At 61.0% G+C, this 15,099-nt stretch carries 15 protein-coding genes; 11 read left to right on the plus strand and 4 right to left on the minus strand.

Annotated elements, in window-relative coordinates; all coding sequences use genetic code 11:
* Nucleotides 1-85: 85 nt before the first annotated feature.
* Entirely contained in the window at nucleotides 86-1,387 is a 1,302-nt protein-coding gene (locus tag BMY36_RS00600) for an ammonium transporter AmtB (protein ID WP_139193893.1), read from the minus strand.
* Between the two features lie 25 nt (nucleotides 1,388-1,412).
* Complete coding sequence (locus BMY36_RS00605) at nucleotides 1,413-1,751, minus strand: P-II family nitrogen regulator (protein ID WP_050521480.1); 339 nt, start codon at nucleotides 1,749-1,751, stop codon at nucleotides 1,413-1,415.
* Nucleotides 1,752-2,015: 264 nt separating this feature from the next.
* Here BMY36_RS00605 and BMY36_RS00610 point away from each other — a divergent pair, with 264 nt between their 5' ends.
* The 7 genes from BMY36_RS00610 (at nucleotide 2,016) to BMY36_RS00640 (ending at nucleotide 10,227) form a co-directional block, all read left to right on the plus strand.
* A complete protein-coding gene (locus BMY36_RS00610; protein ID WP_050521393.1) occupies nucleotides 2,016-4,211 on the plus strand; it encodes a transglycosylase domain-containing protein in 2,196 nt (731 codons plus the stop codon).
* A gap of 108 nt (nucleotides 4,212-4,319) precedes the next feature.
* A complete protein-coding gene (locus BMY36_RS00615; RefSeq protein WP_050521394.1) occupies nucleotides 4,320-6,056 on the plus strand; it encodes a type I secretion system permease/ATPase in 1,737 nt (578 codons plus the stop codon).
* Nucleotides 6,053-7,345 carry an HlyD family type I secretion periplasmic adaptor subunit gene (locus BMY36_RS00620; protein ID WP_050521395.1) on the plus strand — a complete coding sequence of 431 codons (1,293 nt, stop codon included), beginning with the start codon at nucleotides 6,053-6,055 and terminating at the stop codon, nucleotides 7,343-7,345. The genes BMY36_RS00615 and BMY36_RS00620 overlap by 4 nt, the downstream gene beginning before the upstream one ends.
* Nucleotides 7,346-7,414: 69 nt before the next feature.
* The gene (locus BMY36_RS00625) at nucleotides 7,415-7,876 is read left to right on the plus strand and encodes a RidA family protein (protein WP_050521481.1); all 462 of its coding nucleotides are present in this window, start codon (nucleotides 7,415-7,417) and stop codon (nucleotides 7,874-7,876) included.
* 50 nt (nucleotides 7,877-7,926) lie between these two features.
* A complete protein-coding gene (locus BMY36_RS00630) occupies nucleotides 7,927-8,697 on the plus strand; it encodes a glycerophosphodiester phosphodiesterase family protein (protein ID WP_050521396.1) in 771 nt (256 codons plus the stop codon).
* A gap of 51 nt (nucleotides 8,698-8,748) precedes the next feature.
* On the plus strand, nucleotides 8,749-9,927 hold the full coding sequence (locus BMY36_RS00635; protein WP_050521397.1) for a GNAT family N-acetyltransferase: 1,179 nt from the start codon (nucleotides 8,749-8,751) through the stop codon (nucleotides 9,925-9,927).
* Nucleotides 9,928-9,939: 12 nt separating this feature from the next.
* Nucleotides 9,940-10,227, plus strand: a complete 288-nt coding sequence (locus BMY36_RS00640) for a 4a-hydroxytetrahydrobiopterin dehydratase (protein ID WP_050521398.1) — start codon at nucleotides 9,940-9,942, stop codon at nucleotides 10,225-10,227.
* Nucleotides 10,228-10,291: 64 nt separating this feature from the next.
* Here BMY36_RS00640 and rnd read toward each other — a convergent pair whose 3' ends face one another.
* Nucleotides 10,292-11,449, minus strand: coding sequence for a ribonuclease D (gene rnd, locus BMY36_RS00645; RefSeq protein WP_050521399.1), 1,158 nt, complete (start codon nucleotides 11,447-11,449; stop codon nucleotides 10,292-10,294).
* Nucleotides 11,450-11,566: 117 nt separating this feature from the next.
* Nucleotides 11,567-12,055, minus strand: a complete 489-nt coding sequence (locus tag BMY36_RS00650; RefSeq protein WP_050521400.1) for a peroxiredoxin — start codon at nucleotides 12,053-12,055, stop codon at nucleotides 11,567-11,569.
* Nucleotides 12,056-12,168: 113 nt separating this feature from the next.
* Between BMY36_RS00650 and BMY36_RS00655 the strand changes: the two genes are divergently transcribed.
* Genes BMY36_RS00655 through BMY36_RS00670 form a run of 4 tightly spaced genes read left to right on the plus strand, consistent with a single transcriptional unit; the run spans nucleotide 12,169 to nucleotide 15,099 of the window.
* Nucleotides 12,169-13,371 carry an NAD(P)/FAD-dependent oxidoreductase gene (locus tag BMY36_RS00655; protein ID WP_050521401.1) on the plus strand — a complete coding sequence of 401 codons (1,203 nt, stop codon included), beginning with the start codon at nucleotides 12,169-12,171 and terminating at the stop codon, nucleotides 13,369-13,371.
* The gene (rsmD, locus tag BMY36_RS00660) at nucleotides 13,371-13,937 is read left to right on the plus strand and encodes a 16S rRNA (guanine(966)-N(2))-methyltransferase RsmD (RefSeq protein WP_050521402.1); all 567 of its coding nucleotides are present in this window, start codon (nucleotides 13,371-13,373) and stop codon (nucleotides 13,935-13,937) included. Before BMY36_RS00655 ends, rsmD begins: the two co-directional genes overlap by 1 nt.
* Entirely contained in the window at nucleotides 13,934-14,449 is a 516-nt protein-coding gene (locus tag BMY36_RS00665; protein ID WP_050521403.1) for a hypothetical protein, read from the plus strand. Before rsmD ends, BMY36_RS00665 begins: the two co-directional genes overlap by 4 nt.
* The gene (locus BMY36_RS00670; protein ID WP_050521404.1) at nucleotides 14,446-15,099 is read left to right on the plus strand and encodes an HAD family hydrolase; all 654 of its coding nucleotides are present in this window, start codon (nucleotides 14,446-14,448) and stop codon (nucleotides 15,097-15,099) included. The genes BMY36_RS00665 and BMY36_RS00670 overlap by 4 nt, the downstream gene beginning before the upstream one ends.

A 15,099-nucleotide genomic window follows, 5' to 3' on the forward strand; every position in this document is an offset into this window, starting at 1 on the left:
AGGATGGCGGGGGCACCTGCCCGCTGAAGTGGCAAAAGCCCGGACCATGTGGCCCGGACTTTTAGGTGTCATAAAATCAGCGGTTTCAGACCTTAAATTCTGGATAGGCCTCCAACCCCAGTTCGGCTTTGTCGAGGCCCAAGATCTCATCCTCTTCCGTCGGGCGCAGGCCGACTGTGGCCTTTAGGGCCATCCAGACGATGGCAGAGGCTATGAACATGAACGCCCCCACAGCGGCAAAGCCCATCAACTGCGCACCGAAGGTGGCACCCGAGGTGTAGAACGGCACGGCCATTGTGCCCCAAAAGCCCGCGACAAGGTGGACCGGAATTGCGCCAACCACATCGTCGATCTTCATCTTGTCCAGCATCGGCACCACGGCCACAGCAATAATGCCACCGATCGCGCCAATCCAGACTGCGCCGAACAAAGTCGGATCCAAGGGGCCTGCGGTGATGGACACAAGGCCCGCCAAAGCGCCGTTCAGAACCATCGTCAGATCAACCTTTTTGTACATGATCTGCGTCAGGGCCATTGCAGCGATTGCACCCGCCGCGGCGGCCATGTTGGTGTTGGCAAAAATGATCGCGACCGCGTTTGCATCGGCTTCGGTCCCCAAGGCGAGTTGGGAGGCGCCGTTAAAGCCGAACCAACCGAGCCAGAGGACGAACACACCCAAAGTGGCCAGCGCAAGGTTGCTGCCCGGCATTGGGTTTACGCGCCCATCCTTGCCGAATTTACCCAGACGTGGGCCAAGGATGATTGCGCCTGCAAGGGCCGCGAAACCGCCTGCCGCGTGGACAAGGGTGGAGCCTGCAAAGTCGTTAAAGCCTGCCTGCGACAACCAGCCGCCGCCCCACTGCCATGACGCCTCAATAGGGTACAAAAACCCTGTTAGGACGACGGTGAAGGCAAGGAAAGGCCACAGTTTGATGCGTTCGGCCAATGTGCCCGACACGATGGACGCGGTGGTGGCGCAAAACATCAACTGAAAGAAGAAATCAGACCCGGTGGCAAAGCCTGCATCAGCGGCAATTTCACCTTGGATGGACGCCGAGGAGAAGCCGCCAACCCAGCCCGCAACCGTCCACGCATCGCCGGGGTACATCAAGTTATAGCCCACCAACCAATACATGATGGAGGCGATGGAAAACAGCGCGATATTTTTGGTCAACTGCATGGTGACGTTTTTGGAGCGGACCAGACCCGCCTCCAGCATCGCGAATCCTGCAGCCATCCAAAACACCAAAAAGCCGCCGATTAAGAACAGCAAGGTGTTGAAGATAAAGGCATTGTTGACGGGCGCTGCCGCGTCTTGGGCCCAAACAGGCAGGGCGGTGGCGGCGGCGATTGCCACACCAAGCCCCAAAGATTTCAGTCGGTTCATCATGTTCATATCCCTTCCCCCCCGCTTACAAAGCGTCATCATTGGTTTCGCCAGTGCGCACGCGCAGGGCCTGCGCCACATCCAGCACAAAGATTTTACCATCCCCGATTTTCCCGGTTTTCGCGGTTGCAGCGATAGCGTCGACCGCCGCCTCGACTATGGAATCGGGCACGACGATTTCCAGCCGCATTTTGGGCACGAAATTCACCGCATATTCGGCCCCGCGATAGATTTCGGTATGGCCCGATTGCGTGCCAAACCCCTTGATTTCCGTTACCATCATGCCCCGTACACCCAAAGCGGTCAGCGCTTCGCGGACCTCTTCCAGCTTGAAGGGTTTGATTGCTGCAATGATCAGTTTCACGCCTGTCCCCTTTGCATCTGTGCCCGGCGTCTGGCCCGGCCTTGTGCGTTCAAGGGGCGGCAGTTTGCAGGTGCAGCACAAGAAAACGGCGCGGCGGGATGGGCGAAAAACCGCAGACACGCACATTTTTTGCACTTTTTGTTGCGTTTGATTAAAAATTAATCGCTGAACGGGCGGGCGGGGGGTGCGTTAACGCTCCACAATCCATCGCGGGCGCGCTATGATTGGATGCAATAAGACGTGTAAACACGAGAGAATTCCTTGATGAGCAGATCAGGCAACCGACCCTTAGTGGCAGATCGCCGCTATAAAACCCCTGCGGGGGGTGGCCGGGCTGCGCCGCCGTCCAAACCCAAACTGCCAGCAAAGCCGCGCAAAAAGCGCGCACCGCGCCGGCGGGGGATTTCGGGGTGGATTGCCGCATTTTTCGGGCTGATTGTGCGGATTATCTGGGGGTTCACTTGGCGTGTGGGGGCGGTGGTCGCCTTGGTTGTGGGGTTGGCCACGGGGTATTTTTACGCGCAATTGCCGCCGCTTGGCGATATGTTGGACGCACGGGCGCGGGGGTCGGTGACGCTGCTGGACCGCGATGAAAAGGTGTTTGCGTGGCGTGGCGAAACCTTTGGCGGGTCGACCAGTGCAGGGACGGTTTCCACCTATTTGCACGATGCGGTCGTGGCGACTGAGGATAAGCGGTATTACTGGCATTACGGAATTTCGCCGCGTGGCATCGCGTCGGCGGTGCGGATTAACATGCGCGAGGGGCGCGGCCCGTTGGAGGGCAACGGCGGGTCCACCATCACGCAGCAGGTGGCGAAACTGCTGTGTTTGGGAGTGCCCTACGATTCTGCGACATGGAAATCTGAGGCGGATTACGAGGCGGATTGCAGGCGGGGCGGGTTGATGCGCAAAATCCGCGAAATGCCGTATGCCTTTGCGTTGGAAACGAAATATTCCAAAGAGGAGATTTTGACGATCTATTTCAACCGGGCCTATTTGGGTGCGGGGGCGCGTGGGTTTGGCGCGGCGGCGCAGCGGTATTTCGGCAAATCGGCGGGGGATGTGAACCCGGCGGAGGCGGCGATGTTGGCGGGGCTGTTGAAAGCGCCATCAACATTCGCGCCCACCAACAACCTGAAACGCGCCCAAGATCGGGCCGCCGTGGTGTTGGGGTTGATGCGAGAGCAGGGGTATGTGACGCAGGCCGCCTATGACGACGCGATTGCCAGCCCGGCCACGCTGTCGCAAGCTGCCGAAGCGCGCGCGGGCGGGTATTTTGCCGATTGGGTGATGGGCGAAGGGCCGGATTTCCTGACGCGCGACACCACCGAAGATGTGATTATGCGGACCACGCTGGACCAGCGGCTGCAAGCCGCCGCCGAAGGGGCGCTGCGCGATGTGTTCACCGCCAAGCTGTCGGAGGGGTCACTGGCCGAGGCAGCCGTGATCGTGATGTCCGCCGATGGGGCGGTGCGCGCGATGGTGGGGGGGCGCAATCCGGCCCCGCCCGGCAGTTTCAACCGCGCGACCATGGCGATGCGGCAAACCGGGTCGGCGTTCAAGCCGTTCGTTTACGCGGCGGCGATGGATTTGGGGTATACGCCTGCGGATTATGTGGAAGACGCGCCGCTGACCATCAATGTGCCGGGGTCCGGCCCTTATTCGCCACGCAATTATACCAATAAATATCTGGGGTTGATCACGTTGACCAAAGCGCTGGAGGAGTCGGTGAACACATCGGCCGTGCGCATATCTGAGGCCGTGGGCCGCGATGTGGTGCGCAAAGTGGCCGAGGATTTTGGCATCCGCAGCGATTTGGCGGCAGGGCCTGCGTTGGCGTTGGGGGCATCGGAAAGCAGTTTGCTGGAGATGACGGGTGCGTATGCCGGGATTTTGAACGGCGGGTCATCGGTGCGGCCTTATGGGTTGATTGACCTGCGGTTGCAGGGGGATAGCGCGCCGCTGTTGGGCCAAGATGGCGGGATTGGTGAGCGGGTGATCACAGAGGAATCCGCGCAATACCTGACCTATATGATGCATATGGTGGTGGAGGAGGGCACGGGCACGCGCGCGCGGTTGCAAGGGCGCGAAGCGGCCGGCAAAACCGGCACCACATCGGCGGCGCGCGATGCATGGTTCATTGGGTTTACCGCCGATTATGTGGCGGGCGTTTGGATGGGGTATGACGACAACACCCCCTTGCGCGGCGTGACGGGGGGCGGCCTGCCCGCCGAGATTTGGCACGAGGTGATGCTGCGAGTGCATGAAGGCCTGCCCGCGCGGCCCTTGCCAATGCTGGTGCCCGAGGCGCGCTTGCCCCCCGGCCAGCCGTACCGAGACCAACCCGCACAGACGTATATAGAGCCGCAAGTGCAAGACCAGCAGATGCAGCCGCCTCCGCAAGACGACCTTGCCGACCGCATTTTGCAAGAGGTTTTGGGGATTTTTGGCGGGAATTGAGGCTGTTTTGATAAAAAGCAGCCCGTACAGCGCGGGCAGCAAGACTTTGCTAACCATTTTACGTTTATTCTGCCTTCAACGCCCGCCAGATTGGACCTGAACCCCACTATGACCTCGAACGATACTCGCCAAGGGCAGGCCGAATTATCCGCAGCGCGGGCGCGTGGCCGCAGCTTGTATGTGACCATTTTTGTGTTCAGCTTTTTCGTCAATTTGCTGATGCTGACCGGGCCTTTGTACATGCTGCAAGTGTATGATCGCGTGCTGGGCAGCCGGTCAGAGGAGACGTTGCTGGCACTGTCGGTACTGGTGTTGGTGCTGTTTGTGGCGATGGGGATTTTGGATCATGCGCGCAATCGGGTGATCGCACGGGTGGGCGCGCGGTTTCAAGATGCGTTGGACCAGCGGGTGTTTCAAGCATCGGTGCGGCGGTTAACGGCGGTGCCCAATGACACGAACGCGCTGGTGGCGCAGCGTGACCTAGAGGCGGTGCAGCGGTATTATTCATCGCCCGTGCATTTGGCGTTTTTCGATATTCCCTGGACACCGCTGTTTGTGGGCGCGATTTTTGTATTCCACCCGGTGTTGGGCTGGCTGGCGGTTGCGGGCGGTATGGCATTGATTTTGTTAACATTTTTGAACCGGGCGGTGACGCAAACACCGCTGAACCGGGCCAATGCAACCGGGGTCCATGCGGACCATTTGGCCGATAACCTAAAGGCGGAGGCGGAGACTGTGCAAGCGCTGGGAATGGCGCAGGCGGGGTTTTCGCGCTGGCAAAAAGCGCGCAGCGCAGCCTTGATCGCCAATATCACCGCCGCCGATCTGGGCGGGATTTTCACCGTCACTTCCCGCACGTTTCGGTTGTTTTTACAATCGGCGATGCTGGGGGTCGGCGCCTATTTGGTGCTGCAAGGGCAGTTGAGCGCGGGGGCGATGATCGCGGGATCCATCCTGCTGGGCCGCGCGCTGGCCCCGATTGAGGTGTTGGTCGGCCAATGGGCGCTGGTGCAACGGTCCCAAGAAGGTTGGGGGCGGCTGGCAGTTTTGCTGTCGGCCCAACCGATTGAGGCGGCGCGCACCCCCTTGCCCCGGCCAAAAGCGCTGCTGGAGGTGCATCAACTGTCCGTGGTGCCGCCGGGGGGCACGCAGGCGGTGTTGCGCATGGTGTCGTTTGGGGTGCAACCGGGGCAAGCGATGGGGGTAATCGGGCCATCGGGGTCTGGGAAATCCTCGCTCGCGCGGGCGCTGATTGGGGTTTGGCGGCCTGCGGGCGGCCATATCCGGCTGGATGGCGCGACGCTGGACCAATATGACGCCGATGTTTTGGGCGGCTATATTGGGTATTTGCCGCAACGGGTTGCGCTGTTTGATGGCACAATTTCGGAAAATATTGCGCGGCTGGGCGCGGATGCGGACCCGGCAAAAATTGTGTTGGCGGCACAGCGGGCGGCGGCACATGACATGATTTTGAAACTGCCGGACGGGTATGACACGCGGGTGTCGACCTTGGGGGGGCGGTTGTCGGGCGGGCAAGTGCAGCGCATTGGATTGGCGCGCGCACTGTTTGGTGACCCGGTTTTGCTGGTGTTGGATGAGCCGAATTCGAACTTGGACAATGAAGGGTCGCAGGCCGTGAACCATGCCATTCGTGCGACGAAAGCGGCGGGGGGGGCGGTGTTGATCATGGCGCATCGGCCCGCGGCGATCCAAGAATGTGACGTGCTGTTGGTGCTGGAAGATGGGGCGCGCCGCGCCTTTGGGCCGCGCGACCAAGTGTTGCGCGACATGGTGCAAAACCACGGAGAGATTGCGCGCAAAGCTGTGCCGGGGGGTGTGGCATGAACGCTTGGTCCGTGCGCAAACCCGTGCTGACGGGGGTGTTTACCTTGGTTTTGCTGGTCGGTTTTTTTGCAGCTTGGGGGGTGATGACCACGATCACCGGGGCAATTGTCGCCTCGGGCCGTATTGAGGTGGAGCAGAATCGCCAGATTGTGCAGCATCCCGATGGTGGGGTGGTGGACTCAATCCATGTGGTCGAAGGGCAGACCGTGCGCGCGGGGGATCTGGTGCTGCGGCTGGACGGGGCGGCGGTGAAATCGGAACTTGCCATCGTGGAGGGGCAGTTTTTTGAAATTCTGGCCCGGCGTGCGCGCCTTGAGGCGGAGCGGGACGACAAAACCAGCATCAGTTTTGCAGCCGATTTGGCGGCGGAGGCGGCGATGCGCCCCCAAATCGCGGAGCAGATGGAGGGGCAGCGCCGCCTGTTTGCAGCGCGGGCCGAAACGGCGGCCCAGCAGGTGGACCAGTTGGGCAAGCGCAGCGGGCAAATCGCCAGCCAGATCACCGGGATTGATGCGCAATCACGCGCGCTATCGCTGCAACTGGACCTGATCACGCAAGAATTGACGGCGCAGCAAGCGTTGCTGGACAAGGGTTTGGCGCAGGCCAGCCGGGTGTTGTCGCTGCAACGCGAGGCGGCGCGGCTGGACGGTGAGGTGGGCGAATTGGCCGCCACCCGTGCACAATCTGAAGGCCGCATGACCGAGATTGAGATTGAGGTGCTGAAGCTGGCCGCGACCCGGCGCGAGGAGGCGAACACGCAGCTGCGCGACATCGGATACCGCGAGTTGGAGCTGGCCGAACGCCGCCGCGCGCTGGCAGAACGCATTGCGCGGCTGGATGTGGTGGCGCCCGTATCGGGTGTGGTTTTGGGCCTGCAAGTGACCACGCCGCGCGCGGTTTTGCGCCCCGCCGATCCGGTGCTGTACTTGATTCCCCAAGACCGCCCTTTGGTGATCGCGGCGCAGGTGCAGCCGTTTCATATTGACCAAATTCGGGTGGGGCAGCCCGTAAATTTGGTGTTTTCAGCCTTTCCCAGCCGGACAACGCCGGAACTGACGGGCCATATCACCGGGGTTTCGGCCGATGCGTTGATCGACCAACGCACGCAGATGCCCTATTACCGGGCCGAAATTATCCCCGATGAGGGCGAGATTGAGAAACTGGACGGGCTGACATTGATCCCCGGCATGCCGGTTGAGGCGTTTATCCGCACCAATGAACGCACGCCGCTGGCCTATCTGTTGAAACCCTTTACCGATTATTTCGCCCGCGCCTTTCGCGAGAGTTGAGGGATTTCGGGTTCACCCAAGGGCGCAAAGCGGATAGGGTGCGCAAAATTGCATAAAATGGGGACGCATATGACCATCACTGCCCGCCTTGCCGAACGTGGCATCACCTTGCCGAACGCGCCTGCCCCTGCTGCCAATTATGTGCCGTTTGTGCTGGACGGAACCACGCTTTACGTCTCGGGGCAGATCAGCCAAGGGCCGGATGGGTTGATCAAGGGCCGTTTGGGCGACGGGATGAGCGTGGAGGACGGTGCCGCCGCTGCCCAGCGTTGTGCGATTTCGCTGTTGGCGCAGGTCAATGCGGCCTGTGGCGGTGATCTGTCGCGGCTGAAACGGGTGATCAAATTGACGGGCTTTGTCAATTCCACCGCTGATTTCATTGACCAGCCAAAAGTTATCAACGGCGCGTCCGATTTCTTGGTCGCGGTTTTGGGCGATGCTGGGCGGCATGCAAGGTCGGCGGTGTCGGCGGCGTCGCTGCCTTTGGGGGTGGCGGTGGAGATCGAAGGGATTTTCGAAATCTCTGCCTGAAACGCAGGTTGCCGGATCCACCCCCCCCTTTTCAGAATAAGTGAGCCGCAATGCCCCCCGCCCTGCATCCCGATTTTTTGACCAAACCCATCGCCCACCGCGCGTTGCACAACATTCGCGATGGGCGGCCCGAAAATTCGCGGGCGGCGATCAAGGCGGCGATCAAGGCGGGCTATGCCATTGAAATTGATCTGCAGTTTTCGCGCGATGGGCAAGCGATTGTGTTTCATGATGAGGCGCTAGACCGTTTGACGATGGAAACCGGGCCGTTGAACCAACGCTCGGCGGCGGAATTGTCGCATATTCCGTTGCGGGGGGGGCGCGAAACCATCCCGACGCTGGTGGATGTTTTGGCGCTGGTCGCGGGGCAGGTGCCGTTGCTGATTGAAATGAAGGATCAGCACGGCGAAATGGGCCCCACCGATGGCAAGCTGGAGGCGGCGACGGCGGCGGCACTGGCGGGCTACAAAGGTCCAGTTGCGTTGATGTCGTTCAACCCCCATTCGATGGTGGTGATGGCGCGGCTGTGCCCGTTCGTTCCGCGCGGACTGACCACGGCGGCGTTTGACCCTGCAAAATGGGCGCCTATCCCCCCGGCCACCTGTGATCGGCTGCGGATGATCCCAGATTATGATCATATCAATGCTTGTTTCATCAGCCATGAGGCGGCCGATTTGGACCGCCCGCGCGTCACCGAACTGCGTCACCAAGGTGCTGAAATCCTGTGTTGGACCATCAAAACGCCAGAGGCGGAGGCAAAAGCGCGCGAGATTGCGCAAAATATCACGTTTGAAGGCTATCTTGCGCCCTTGCCTGCTTGACCCAAGCCGCGGCTGCCCCAGCTAAGGCAAACGTTGCCCCCAAAGGTTCATATGGCCGAGATTGACGCGACCCTGCACAACAGCTTTGCCGAAATCCCAAGCGCAGATTGGGACGCCTTGGCATGCCCAGAGGGGCAAACGGGCCGCGCGATTGACCCGTTCATGACGCATCGGTTTTTGCTGGCGCTGGAACGGTCGGGCTCGATCGGGCCGCGCACGGGTTGGCAACCGCGCCCTTTGGTGCTGCGCGAAAATGGCGTGGCGATTGCAGCGATGGCCATGTTTGCCAAGGGTCACAGCCAAGGGGAATATATTTTCGACCATTCATGGGCGCAGGCGTTTGAACGCGCGGGCGGGCAGTATTACCCAAAACTGCAAGTCGCCGCCCCTTTTACGCCCGCCACGGGCCGCCGTTTATTAACGCTGCCGGGGCGGGAGGCGGACGGGGCGCGCGCACTGGTCAGCGCCGCCACGCAAATCGCAACCCAAAACAATCTGTCGTCGCTGCACATCACCTTTTGCACCGAAGCAGAGGCGGCGCGCGCTGAAACTTTGGGCCTGATGCACCGCGTCACCCAGCAATATCATTGGCAAAACAACAGCTACGCCGATTTTGATGGCTTTTTGGCGCAGCTGTCGTCGCGCAAACGCAAGGCCATTCGCAAAGAACGCGCCACGGCCAATGACGCAGGGCTAGAGGTGCGCAGCCTGACCGGCGACCAAATTCAGCCCGCGCATTGGGATGCGTTTTGGCAGTTTTACCAAGACACCGGCGCGCGCAAATGGGGCACGCCGTACCTGACCCGCGCGGCATTCGCGGAATTTCACGACACCATGCGGGATGATATTTTGCTGGTGCTGGCCTTTGACGGCGACACCCCGGTTGCGGGCGCGCTGAATTTCATCGGCCGCGATGCGCTTTACGGCCGCTATTGGGGCTGCACGCAGGAACACCCCTGCCTGCATTTTGAACTTTGCTATTACCGCGCGATTGATTGGGCGATTGCCCACGGCTTGCAAACGGTGGAGGCGGGGGCGCAAGGCGACCACAAACTGGCGCGCGGCTATTTGCCCAGCCCGGTCCATTCGCTACACTGGATTGCGAATGACGGTTTTGCCCGCGCGGTGGCCGATTACCTAGAGGCGGAGCGCCGCGCAGTCACTGATGATATTGAGGTGCTGACCACCCTCGGCCCTTTTCGCCGCGACGAGTCCGCACAAAACCCCTGAACCGGAGGCGATATGAAAGTCCCAAAACTGACCGACCGCAGCGCGCTGGAGCCTTTGTTAAACAACGGCTGGGCGCTGGACACAGGTCGCGACGCGATCACCAAGACCTACATCTTTCGCAATTTCATTGAGGCGTTTGGCTTTATGACCCGCGCAGCGCTGTGGGCCGAAAAATGGGATCATCACCCCGAATGGTCCAATGTTTACAAGACTGTAGACGTAACACTGACCACGCATGACGCCGATGGCCTGACAGAACTCGACATCAAACTGGCCCGCAAAATGGACAGTTTGATCTAAATCCTACCAATTTCATCTTGGCTTAAATACCTAACCGGCGCCGCCCCCGCAGCGCCGTGTCAGATCAAAGCCGGATCACTTTGATCGCGTTGCCTTTGGCCGACAGGGCAATTTCGCCCCGGCACAGGCGCAGCGCGTCCTCGCCAAACGCCTCGTTCCGCCAGCCCATCAGCGCGGGCACTTTGCGTTGGCCCGCCGCGATCAGGTCCAATTCGGACGCGGAAGCGATCAGTTTGGACGCCACGCCCAACTCCTCGGACTTGGCCTTCAGCAGCACGCGCAGCAGGTCGGCCAGCGCGGGGTTCACTTGCACTTGGTCTTTGCTCACGTCAGCTTTGGGCAAATCATCGGGTTTGGCATCGACGCCTGCCTTGACCGCCGCCAGCAATCCATCGGCAATATCGCCGCGCCGCCCTTCGCGCATCAACAGGCGCGAGCGGCCCAATTCTTCGGTATTCGTGGGCTTGGTCGATGCAAGTTCCAGCAGCGCATCATCTTTGATCACGCGGCTGCGCGGCACGTTGTTGGTTTGGGCGTACACTTCGCGAAACTGCGCGAGTTCTTTGACAATCGCCAAAAACCGCCCCGAATTGGTGCGGGTTTTGATGCGCTGCCACGCTTCATGCGGGCGGATGGTATAGGTTTCGGGGTCGGTCAGCACGGCCAACTCTTCCTCCACCCATTTTTGGCGACCGCTAGCGGCGATTTCGGCGGCAAGGTGTTCATAAATCACGCGCAAATGCGTCACATCGGCCAGCGCATAGGTTTTTTGCGCATCGCTGAGGGGGCGGCGCGACCAATCGGTAAAGCGGCTGGTTTTATCCAGCGGGTGATGCGCGATTTTGCGGACCAGCGTTTCATAGCCAACCTGTTCACCAAAGCCGCAGACCATGGCGGCGACTTGGGTATCAAACAGCGGGTTGGGAAAGCAGTTGCCTTCGACAAAGAAAATCTCAAGATCTTGGCGCGCGGCGTGGAACACTTTGACGGTCGCCGTGTGGCGAAACAGGTCATAAAGGGGTTCCAGCGACATATCCGCGCCTTCGACCGGGTCGATTAGCACGGCATCGCCATCATCGCCCGGCAGCGCCATTTGGATCAGGCACAGTTTGGACCAATAGGTACGTTCGCGCAGAAATTCGGTGTCGATGGTGACATAAGCTTCATTTTTGGCGGCGGCGCAAAAGGCCGCCAGATCCTCGGTCGTGGTAATCGTTCTCATGTATGTCCCGCTTGCGGGGTCATCCCGCAGGTTCGCTATAGGCGCGCAATGCGGTAAAAGAAAGCCCCGCAACGCAAGGTTACGGGGCCAGCTTTTAGAATTTACCGCGATGTGGCGTTAGATCGCAGCCAGCAGCGCCTCACCACCCGAAATTTCGCAGGTGCCGGGGCTTTCTTCCAAATGCAGCACTTTGACCACGCCATCTTCGGCCAGCAGCGCATAACGTTTGGACCGCGCCATCAGGCCCACGGGCGGCGCATCAAACGTCATGCCCATGGCGGCGGTAAATGCGCTTGTGCCATCGGCCAGCAGGCTGATGTTGGCGGCATCTGCACCTGTCGCCTCGCCCCACGCTTTCATCACGAAAGGGTCGTTGACCGACACGCAGATCACCTCATCCACACCCTTGGCGGCAAAATCATCGCGGGTGCGCATAAAGCTGGGAACGTGGGCGGAATGGCAGGTGGGGGTAAAGGCCCCCGGCACCGCGAAAATCACCACTTTGCGGCCTTTGGTCAGGGTGCTGATGCTGACCTCCTCAGGGCCGGATGCGCCCAAACGGACCAAATTTGCCTCTGGCAGCGTGTCACCTACAGAAATAACCATATCTTAACCCTCATCCGTTGTGTTTCCCGTTGGGGCAGATATAGGCTTTTCAGGGGCGCGGGGCCAGTGACTTGTTGGTGAAAAAGCCTGTGGCGCAGCGGGAAGGGTCGAAGATGACGCATATTGTGGTGGTAGGGGCCGGGCAGGCCGGGGCGGCGTTGGTTGCCAAATTGCGCAGTGACGGTGCTGTGGATCAGATCACGTTGATCGGCGCGGAACCCGTGCCACCCTATCAGCGCCCGCCGCTGTCCAAAGCGTATTTGATGGGCGACATGCCAGCGGAGCGGTTGTTTTTGCGGCCTGAGGCGTTTTACGCCGAACAAGGCATTGACCTGCGGTTGGGCGCGCATGTGACCGCGATTGACCCGGCGGGCAAGACGGTGTCGTTGGGCGACGCGGTGGTGGCCTATGACCAATTGGTGTTGACCACGGGGTCCACGCCGCGCCGTTTGCCAGCCGCGATTGGCGGGGATTTGCGCGGCGTGTTCACCTTGCGCGATTTGGCGGATGTGGATGCGATGCAGCCGTATTTTGTGCCGGGCGCGCGCGTGGTGATTGTGGGCGGCGGGTATATTGGGCTGGAAGGGGCGGCGGTGGCGGCCAAGCTGGGGCTGGATGTGACCGTGTTGGAAATGGCCCCGCGCATTTTACAACGGGTCGCGGCGGAGGAGACATCGGGGTTTTTCCGTGATTTGCACGTGGGCCATGGGGTCACGATTTTGGAAGGCACGGGGTTGGAGCGGTTGCTGGGGGACGGGCATGTAAGCGCCGCGCGGCTGACTGATGGGCGCGAGATTGCCTGTGATTTTGTCATGGTGGGCGTGGGGATTACGCCGAACGTGGGTTTGGCGGCAGCGGCGGGGTTGGTGATTGATAACGGCATTGCCACGGACGCGCAGGGGCGCACGTCCGCGCCGGATATTTGGGCGGCGGGCGATTGCGCCAGTGTGCCTGTGCGCGGCGGGCGCATCCGGTTGGAATCGGTGCCAAATGCGATTGATCAGGCGGAAATTGTGGCCGTAAATTTGGGCGGTGCGGGCCGCGATTATGTGCCGGAGCCGTGGTTTTGGTCGGACCAATATGACATCAAGCTGCAAATTGCGGGGCTGAACGCGGGCTATGACCGGGTGGTGACGCGGACCACAGATGGCGCGGTGTCGTTTTGGTATTACCGGGGCGATGCGCTGTTGGCGGTGGATGCGATGAACGATCCGCGCGCGTTTATGGTGGCAAAGCGGTTGCTGGCGGTGGGAAAATCGCCCGATGCGGCGCGCGTGGCCGACCCTGCGACCGAATTGAAGGCGCTGTTGGCCTGATGCGGATTATTGGTGGCACCCATCGCGGCACGCATTTGGCAGAGCTGGGCAAAGGCGATGCGGCGGCGCATTTGCGCCCCACGTCCGACCGCGTGCGCGAGGCGATGTTTAACCTGTTGATCAATGGTCGCTTGGACGGGGGGCCAAACCCGGTTGCGGGCGCGCGGGTGTTGGATTTGTTTGCAGGCACCGGCGCGCTGGCGTTGGAGGCGATGAGCCGGGGCGCGGCAGCGGCGACCTTGGTGGAGGATGGCAAAGTGGCGCTGGCCCTGATCAAGCGGAATTTGGAAATTACGCGGATGCGGGCGGTGGTGCTGCGTCAATCGGCGGTGGCCCTGCCCCGCAACACGGCAGGGCCCTTTGATCTGATCTTCATGGACCCGCCTTACGCGCGCCAAATGGGCGAGGCGGCGCTGGCATCGGCGCGCGCGGGCGGTTGGATTGCCCCCGGCGCCGTGGTGGTGTGGGAGGAAAACGCGGCCATCACCGCCCCGCCTGATTTTGCACCGCTGGACCAGCGCACATACGGCGACACAACCATCACCATTTTAAGGACGCCTGTATGAGCGATGAAATTGCCCTGCGGTTTGACATTCGCGCCTATAACGAGCCTGCGATCAATGCGCGGATGCAGCACCGCGCCAACAGCCCATTGAAATCGGCCAGTTTTTTCCTAATCCCCTTTGCGGCGGCCTTGGTGGTGGGCGCAGGCGCGGCGGCGCTGATGGGCCTGCCTGCGGATGTGGGGTTTATGGTGGCATCATATGCGGGCCTTGGGTCCTTTTTTGCGGCTTTGGTGATGGGATTGCGGCACCGGGGGCAGTTGGCGGCGGTGATGCGCGCCAGCCCGCTGCGTGCCCTGCCCTATGAAGTGGTGCTGTCGGCGCAAGGGGTTGTGCGGTCTGGGCGGCACTATCCTTGGTCGGTTTTCACGGGCGTGGCTGTGTTGCCGGGGCTGACGGTGTTGCAGTTTTCCACGGTTGAAGGGGTGATCGTGCCGGACAAAGAACTGCCAAATGGCATGACCGCACAAGCGGCGCGCACCCAGATTGACCAATGGCGAAAGGATGCGGCATGACCCCCAAAGCGGTTTTATTTGATTGTGACGGTGTGCTGGTGGACAGCGAGGTGGCGGCGTTTGATTTGCTGACCGCCGATTTGGCCGGGTACGGATTGGTGCTGTCGCGGGCGGAGATGGAGGCGCGTTTCCTGGGCGGCACCATTAGCGGGCTGTTTCAAACCGCGCGCGATTTGGGCGCGGATTTGCCCGATGATTGGGTCGATACGTTTTACGCGCAACTGTATGCGCGGTTGGCGCAAGGCACGCCGTTGATTGATGGCGCGCAAGCGGTGTTGGACCGTTTGGCGGCGGCGGGCATGGTGTTTGCCGTGGGGTCGAACGGGTCGGACCAGAAAATGCAAATCACGCTGGGCCAGCATCCGCGCGTTTTGGCGCATTTCAACGGACATTTGTATTCGGGACAAACGCTGGGTTGCCCAAAGCCGGACCCCGGTTTGTGGCTGCATGCCGCGCGCGCGCTGGGGGTTGATCCCGCCGATTGCGTGGTGGTGGACGACAGCCCTACGGGGTGTTTGGGGGCGGTGCGTGCGGGGATACGCTGTTTGGGGCTGGCCGAACATGATGACGGCGCACGCCTGTTGGCCGTGGGGGCCGAAGTTATCCGGTCCCTGCGGGATATTCCGGGCAAGCTGGGCCTGCCCGGATAA

The sequence above is a fragment of the Pseudorhodobacter antarcticus genome, from assembly GCF_900110135.1.
In the GTDB taxonomy this organism is placed as follows: domain Bacteria; phylum Pseudomonadota; class Alphaproteobacteria; order Rhodobacterales; family Rhodobacteraceae; genus Pseudorhodobacter; species Pseudorhodobacter antarcticus.

Bases quoted from the DNA above. Each gene is read 5' to 3' on its own strand.
- BMY36_RS00615 (WP_050521394.1), top strand. From the start codon at position 4,320: ATGACCTCGAACGATACTCGCCAAGGGCAGGCCGAATTATCCGCAGCG.
- BMY36_RS00600 (WP_139193893.1), bottom strand. From the start codon at position 1,387: ATGAACCGACTGAAATCTTTGGGGCTTGGTGTGGCAATCGCCGCCGCC.
- BMY36_RS00635 (WP_050521397.1), top strand. From the start codon at position 8,749: ATGGCCGAGATTGACGCGACCCTGCACAACAGCTTTGCCGAAATCCCA.
- BMY36_RS00640 (WP_050521398.1), top strand. From the start codon at position 9,940: ATGAAAGTCCCAAAACTGACCGACCGCAGCGCGCTGGAGCCTTTGTTA.
- rnd (WP_050521399.1), bottom strand. From the start codon at position 11,449: ATGAGAACGATTACCACGACCGAGGATCTGGCGGCCTTTTGCGCCGCC.
- BMY36_RS00630 (WP_050521396.1), top strand. From the start codon at position 7,927: ATGCCCCCCGCCCTGCATCCCGATTTTTTGACCAAACCCATCGCCCAC.
- BMY36_RS00670 (WP_050521404.1), top strand. From the start codon at position 14,446: ATGACCCCCAAAGCGGTTTTATTTGATTGTGACGGTGTGCTGGTGGAC.
- BMY36_RS00610 (WP_050521393.1), top strand. From the start codon at position 2,016: ATGAGCAGATCAGGCAACCGACCCTTAGTGGCAGATCGCCGCTATAAA.
- rsmD (WP_050521402.1), top strand. From the start codon at position 13,371: ATGCGGATTATTGGTGGCACCCATCGCGGCACGCATTTGGCAGAGCTG.
- BMY36_RS00650 (WP_050521400.1), bottom strand. From the start codon at position 12,055: ATGGTTATTTCTGTAGGTGACACGCTGCCAGAGGCAAATTTGGTCCGT.
- BMY36_RS00665 (WP_050521403.1), top strand. From the start codon at position 13,934: ATGAGCGATGAAATTGCCCTGCGGTTTGACATTCGCGCCTATAACGAG.
- BMY36_RS00620 (WP_050521395.1), top strand. From the start codon at position 6,053: ATGAACGCTTGGTCCGTGCGCAAACCCGTGCTGACGGGGGTGTTTACC.
- BMY36_RS00625 (WP_050521481.1), top strand. From the start codon at position 7,415: ATGACCATCACTGCCCGCCTTGCCGAACGTGGCATCACCTTGCCGAAC.
- BMY36_RS00655 (WP_050521401.1), top strand. From the start codon at position 12,169: ATGACGCATATTGTGGTGGTAGGGGCCGGGCAGGCCGGGGCGGCGTTG.